Annotated in this window: 7 protein-coding genes and 2 pseudogenes; all 9 read right to left on the reverse strand. The window is 42.4% G+C overall.

Going from position 1 to position 6,601, the window contains the following annotated elements; genetic code table 11:
• Positions 1-288: head-tail connector protein (locus AACS90_RS18535; RefSeq protein WP_099123508.1), on the reverse strand; the 288-nt coding region annotated here is incomplete at its 3' end.
• Positions 285-619 (reverse strand): annotated as a pseudogene (locus tag AACS90_RS18540) (phage head closure protein). The gene AACS90_RS18535 and the pseudogene AACS90_RS18540, both read right to left, overlap by 4 nt.
• Entirely contained in the window at positions 619-1,833 is a 1,215-nt protein-coding gene (locus AACS90_RS18545) for a phage portal protein (RefSeq protein WP_099123509.1), read from the reverse strand. The pseudogene AACS90_RS18540 and the gene AACS90_RS18545 overlap by 1 nt, the downstream one beginning before the upstream one ends.
• Positions 1,834-1,835: 2 nt before the next feature.
• The gene (locus tag AACS90_RS18550; RefSeq protein ID WP_099123510.1) at positions 1,836-2,384 is read right to left on the reverse strand and encodes an HK97 family phage prohead protease; all 549 of its coding nucleotides are present in this window, start codon (positions 2,382-2,384) and stop codon (positions 1,836-1,838) included.
• Positions 2,385-2,402: 18 nt separating this feature from the next.
• Positions 2,403-3,549 (reverse strand): annotated as a pseudogene (locus AACS90_RS18555) (phage major capsid protein).
• A 125-nt stretch (positions 3,550-3,674) separates the two neighbouring features.
• Positions 3,675-4,070: a DUF6201 family protein gene (locus AACS90_RS18560; protein WP_241538326.1), complete on the reverse strand. Its 396-nt coding sequence runs from the start codon at positions 4,068-4,070 to the stop codon at positions 3,675-3,677.
• The gene (locus AACS90_RS18565; protein ID WP_099123511.1) at positions 4,067-4,909 is read right to left on the reverse strand and encodes a DUF6402 family protein; all 843 of its coding nucleotides are present in this window, start codon (positions 4,907-4,909) and stop codon (positions 4,067-4,069) included. The genes AACS90_RS18560 and AACS90_RS18565 overlap by 4 nt, the downstream gene beginning before the upstream one ends.
• A 2-nt stretch (positions 4,910-4,911) precedes the next feature.
• Positions 4,912-5,646 carry an Hcp family type VI secretion system effector gene (locus tag AACS90_RS18570; RefSeq protein WP_099123512.1) on the reverse strand — a complete coding sequence of 245 codons (735 nt, stop codon included), beginning with the start codon at positions 5,644-5,646 and terminating at the stop codon, positions 4,912-4,914.
• A gap of 504 nt (positions 5,647-6,150) precedes the next feature.
• The coding region (locus AACS90_RS18575) for a primase-like DNA-binding domain-containing protein (protein WP_256376551.1) at positions 6,151-6,601 on the reverse strand (451 nt) is incomplete at its 5' end.

Genomic DNA, 6,601 nt, shown 5'->3' on the forward strand with positions numbered 1-6,601 from the left:
ATCACGATAGACAGACCACAATGATTTGATGGTAAAAAGCACTTCTTTTAGCTCAACATCGGTTGCCATTTCCCGATTCTCATACAGCAAGCCGATATAGAGCAGGCAACCGACTTTAATCGCCGGGGTGAAAACCAATCCTTTATCAAAGCGCTTACCGATATGCTGCTGGCAGACTTCAAGCGCGGCGGTGGCATAGCCCATGAGCAAGGCATCATCAAGGGTATCGCTCTCATCCAATCGGCAATGTTGTTTGATTTCGTTCAAGGGAATTTCAATCTGGCTCATCGGAATATCCCTCCCTTGCAAAGCAATTCTAGGCGGGTGTATTTCACATCGGGGATGACCGCCATAATGCAAAAGCGGTGCCCGTCGTGTTCGCTCCGTGAAAAGTAATGCTGTTCGCTGTGGTCACATCAGCACGATAACGCAGCCAGATACGCACGGTGGCTTCTGAGAACACCGCGCCGGATGCCACCAGCTCCCGCCCGCTAATGGCTTTGACTTCTGCCCAGACGGTGGCAACATCCACCCAGTTATTGATGACGCCGCCAAGCGAATCACGCGTACTTTCATTTTTACGCAGGGTTATCCGATGCCGTAATCTGCCTGCTCTCATTATTTGGCCTCCTGTTGTTGCTTGATTTCCACGGTTTGCTTCCATGCCTGACTGAATTCATCGCCACCGGCACGGGGTGATAAACCTTCCCGTTCACGGGCTTCATTCGGGCACATCACACCGGATTTAATCGCCGTCTCATAACTCTGGAAGCGTTCTTTCGGATTGGCGCGCAGTAAATCGGCGGTGTCGAATTCCACTTGGTAACGAATGCCTCGTTTTGGTGAGTTCATCAATAAGGCGGATTTGATTTGCTGCTCAAAATTGGCAAGCCACGGGCGCATAGTGATCGTCAGAAAAGCGCGTGATGCCTCGCTAAAGTTACTGTAGGTACTGTTCGAATATTCTTGCAGGAAGATAGGACTGACATTGAACATACGGGCGATATCTTCAATAGTGAAACGGCGGGAGGCCAGCCATTCTGCATCCTGATTGCTCATGCCTAACTGCTGGTATTCCATCCCGCCTTCAAGTATTGGCGTTTTACCTGCATTACGTGCACCTTTGTAGCGTTCGAGCGCTTCCAACGCTTTATTACCCTTGATGCCATCCAGCCAGTCAGCGGCTTTAATCACGCCCGCTGCCATCATGCCCTCTTTCATAATGCTTGCCCCGTGGCGCTGTTGTGCTAGCCCCAAACCCAGCGTTTCACGGCAAATCGTGACTGGTGAGCGACCAAGAAAGCCATCTTCGGTGGCATAACGCAAATGCAATACTTCTTCCTGTAGATAGGTTTTGACCTTGCCGCTATAAGGTTCGGTGATGGTGTAGGCAAATCGGTGATCCGATAGTCGCTGTGGCACAACTGCTGACGGCGGGTAAGGGTGCAACGATTGTGGCTGTCCGTCTTTTCCCCAGACTATGACCGCATAGGCATTCCCATTGAGTAAGCAATGACGCATTAAAGTTCGTTTAAACTGAAACGGAGTCTGGCAGTCATTTAGGTATTCATTAAGCAAATAATCTACCGGATGATCACTCAACCATTCGCGGGATTCTTTTCCGTTCTGGTGCTGAACCTGATAAAGATAACAGGGCATGGTGGCAATGGCTTCACTAATCACGGTGACGGCATTCATTACTGCGGGTAAGCCTTCCGCTGTAGATGGTGAAACATGCTCGCCGGATTTGGTGTTAGACATACCTGCCAGAGAAAGAAACTCATCAATACTGATACTACGAGTCTCAGCGGCTTTACGTTTAAAAGGCCACATAATCACACCTCGGACAGTTGCAGCCAGTAATGGCGCAAATCCGCATTACTGAGCTTAATCGCATTCAGTGAACGTCTGGCAATTTCTACGCCACTATCAGGATAAGCAGGCAAGCTGGTGATTGTGATTTCCCGCAATTCAGCTTCTAATACTGTTCGAATGTATGGCGTTTGCTCCGTGTCCCATTGGTCTTTCAGTGCCCTGAATCCGAAGCTCATTCCCTGAATATCACCACGCTCAACCAGTGTCAGTACATCACGCCCTAATTGCGTATCAGGCGGGGTGAGTTCGAAACGTAATCCGGTGGCATCTTCGCTAAGTTGCAATGTTCCAGATGTGGTACGGCCTAACAGGTTCATATGATCATGTTCATACAGTGCCCTGACATCAGCACTTGCCGCTAGACTGGCGCTAAAGGCATTCGGGGCGAACTGTTCGATAAACTCATCCCACAAGATATGTGATCGGCTGTTCCACTTAATCACATAGCCTGTCAGTTTCTTATCACTAGCAGATAATGAAGCGGTACGGATTTCAAAATCATTTTTCATCGATAAACTCCAAGATTATCAAGAGACTTTGATTTCCAACACCTTGATTGCGTTGGAGTCTACCAGCCCACCGCCCAAATATTTATCGGTGTGTACCTTATAGAATCCCGGCTCGGTGATATTGTCGGGGCGAGTACGAATGCCCGTTTGATGGTCAACGATGAAGTAACCGCGTTTGAAGTCACCTAGCGCAATGATGTTATCCGGCATAAATTCGAGATAATGGACAGGTAAGCCCAGCAACATATCAGGATCAGCCGCTTGCAGACGCTCCCTCCAGATGTAATCCCCGTTGCTATTTTTCAGCTTTTGAACTTGCGCAGCAGTTGTGGAATTCATCACCCACACCGCATTTTTACGATATTTGTTCCTCAGCAGAAATTTCAGGTCAATCAGGCTATCAGCTTCAAGGCTGGTTGCTTCCAGCTTTTGCAGCGTACCGAATGTACGTACCTTGTCGGTTTGGGTATCACGGGGATAAGACAGAAAGCCTTTCGCTTTTTTGCTACCGTCACCGCTAACCAGATCTGTTTCTTCGGTATCAACGAAAGTATCTGCGATCTCAGCAGTCAGCCAGCCTAAAATATCGACATCACTAAAGTCGATAATTTCCTGTGTGGTTTTGGGGTAAGCATAGATAGGAAACAGTTTAATGCTGACTTCTTCCATCTTCGGTGTCGCTGTATCACTACGCGCCTTGCCTTCTTCCCCCGTGGACGACCGCTGCGCCCCCGACCGAAACAAGCTGTTTGTATTCGTTGCTACGTGTGGTCTTAACTGTACAAATCCGGCGCATGACCGATTCATCAGACAGTTGCTGCATGATTTGTTTATTCAGCTCAGGGATAACGGTATAGCCACCATCAGACGGAACGCTTGTAGACAGGGAACGGGCTTCACCAGTCAGAATATAGTGGCGCAGCTCGTCATTGCTGAGTGTTTTACTGATTGGCTGATTCTTTGCCTGATTACGTTCTTCATCAGATAAAGACTCATAACGGGCAATTTCCGTATTCAGGTTATCGGACTGGCTGCGCAGCTCGTCGAACTGTTTGGCTTCATCAGCATTGAGTGAGCGTTTTTCATTTTCGGCTTTGGTCAGCAGCGAACGCATTTGTTGGGTTAAATCGGCTTTTTGTTGGCGTAATTCGAGTAGTTTTTTCATGGTGTTTTTTGGAATAGTTATTTTCTTTAAAATACTATTTAACACTTTGAAAAATAATAAAAAAGCCTCTAAAATTTAGAGGCTAAACAAGGGGAAACATGAATACAGAATATTTACAAAAATTTTCAGTCTAATTTATTTATATGGATACTCTCATATCCATCATCTGTTGGATATATAAAAGCATCAGTATTAGGGGTTGGAAAACCAAATGAAGCAAAAAACGCTTCATATGATATTGATGTAAATGGAGAACTCTTCCAGATATCTCTGTTTTTACTATCATATAAAACAATGAAATATTTATCCCCCATAACAAACTTAAACATTGCATATGGCGATATGGGTAATTTTTTATATACCACTGCGGTATATTGACCATTTTCATCCTTTACTTCAAATTCTTTATTCCAATTACCAAAAAAGAAAGTGGATGGAAATAACATCCATATTATAAAAATAGCAAGTAGAAAAAAAACCAGCAATGGTTTTTTTAAAAAACATTCACATTGAGTTTTCATAGGTGAATAATTCTATTTTGTGGTAATGGATCCATCCATAAAATATCAGAAAAAACCATAAAATCACCGCCTTCATTATGTTTTTTCTGCCATTTTCTAAAACTATCATTAATGACAGGAACATATCCATTGTATTTAATCCATAGAACCATCCAGCTTCCACTTGCATAAAGAGCCGCATAATCAACGGAGCTAACTTTATCTAAGATGCCGTTTTTACTCCAGATTCCCAAAGGTTCGTTAGAGCCAACAAAATCATAGGTGTCTTTTAAATACATACCAATCTGTTCGGTGACAAAAACATCTTTATTATTTAATTTATCCACATGGCCTTTAACAGCTACCTTCATATTGGAATTGCCCATAGCACCATACCAGTCGTCAATCGTATCAAATTTAGAGCCAAATCTTCTAGAATTAACCACTGAAAAAGTATCTATTTCTCGTATATCATTTTCATATCCTAATGTTTTCTTTCCACCTTCTTTTTCTAATTGAATTTTTAATTGGTCTATACCTGCATTACTTGCCCAACCATTAATTAATACATCCATCACATCTTTAGGTTGTTTATATTTCAGTGCCCATTGCATTTTTATGATGGAGTCATTCATTCTTTCATTTGGTATATCTATTGCTTTACCTGTAACATATTTGGTTTTTACTTCTTCCGTAAATGTATAGGCAGGTTTTGTATTAAACCAATGGCGCATTAATTTTGGTGCCATCTCCCAGCCCATTTTTTCCATTGCATCCGGAATTTGGTTTAAATAAAAAATATCGGTTTCAATTTCTGTTGTTTTTCCGCCTTTAACGGTTTTAGTTTTAAAAATCGACATTATCAAATCCCTATTTTTGTCTGAAATAAATATTTAACTTCAATATTTTCTTCTTTTTTGGCATCAAACTGTTTTGTCATTCCAGATGTTTGACATATTCCCTCAATCAGTCCCTTATCCGTTTCCACACCATATGCAATATCTTGGCAGGCATCCCCTTGATGTTTCAGTATGAACTTATGGCTAAATAGAGCCGCAACAGCTTCTTCAATCAATGGCTTCACATTCGAGAACCCAGACAAAATCGGCCTGCCTTCTTCACGTCCGGCTAATTGTGTAATGCTGTAGCCCGAAGTCCCCGCTGCAATGTGGCTACACGCGATAGATTTATAATCAAGCATCACCACTTCATGGGGGATTGCGTCGTTGTCGTTGATGGAATGGGGATAATTGTAGGCTAGATCGACAATCGTTGCGCCTGTCAGTTTAATTTCGTAAAAGAGTTCCAGTTGTCCCATCGGGCTTGTCCGGTAGTGCATAAAGCGCGCTTCCAGCAATTCGTTCCCGTCAATTGCCATTGCTAACAAAGGTGAGGATTTATCAATGGGTTTGGTAAAGCTGACTGGGTGATGATGTGCACTCTGATCGCGGCTTACTGAATGATTGACACTCAGTACTTGTATTTCGTCTTCCCTTCCTGTCTGGTAGCGATTTCCGATGGATTCGGGCGTTGAACAGCCCGCTGAAATTAATCCCTGTTTCTTGCCTTTTAATGATAAGTAGATAACGTGTGACATCTTGTCTCCTGTGATCTGACTTCCGATAAAATCGAATGAATGAAACAGGATACAGCAGGAATATTTATCTATTCTAGCATGAAGAAAAATTCAGCAGTAAATTTGTGATTAATCTCTGTTCTTAAATAAAATCAGAATATTACATCGTTTAAATTTTTGGTAATACCAAATCAGGCTGATACCTTATTTTACTGTCTCCTATCATCCGGCTTTTATTTACCTGCCAGAGAGAGTCCCCTATAAATCTTTTTACGCCTTTCAACTATTCACCCTATCCAAAAATCATTTAATAAATTGAAAATAAATGATTTTTTAAGGTGGATACAGTGTCCATCGACTATCCGTACTATGCTCCTTGAATTATTCAGCAAAATGAACAGGGAGAATAGTTGGCGTACAGTTAAAAGATAACTATTCACCCTGTTTTTGTATTTAAATTCAATAAATTATGATTATTGGTGCATAGTATGCACAGTTAAGCATAAAAAATTTATATAGGGTAGGTTATTTGTTCGCTTGTTCAGGCACAGCCGGAAGCCATTCATTCGCCTCATCCGTTAAATCAATATTATAATAATAGCCCTTTTTGGTTTTGAATTTCCGGTAGTCCTTCTTATATTCCTGCATCACTTTAGGCAGGGAATCCCCGAATTTCGTTAATGTGAGTGGCCTGTCAAATCCATAGGCTTCCATAAAAGATAAGTAGGCATGGTAAAGGTATATTCTGGGCGCTCTGGGATAAATATTTTTATTCCCCATCTTCATACCTAATTCTTTCCCTAACGAAACCAAATAAGCACAGAAGTTATACAACGGATCGGAGTTACTTTTCACCAAGAGTGCTTCGTTAGAATCACGTTGCGCCTGTAGCAGTTTTTTAGCCTTATTCTGGTCGGCAAATTCGTTTAATAAATGACGGATAATCACGGGCAGTTCCCGACTGATTTTCTCCGAT

Origin of the sequence: Xenorhabdus sp. KK7.4, assembly GCF_963876465.1 — a bacterium.
GTDB classification, from domain to species: Bacteria; Pseudomonadota; Gammaproteobacteria; order Enterobacterales; family Enterobacteriaceae; genus Xenorhabdus; species Xenorhabdus stockiae.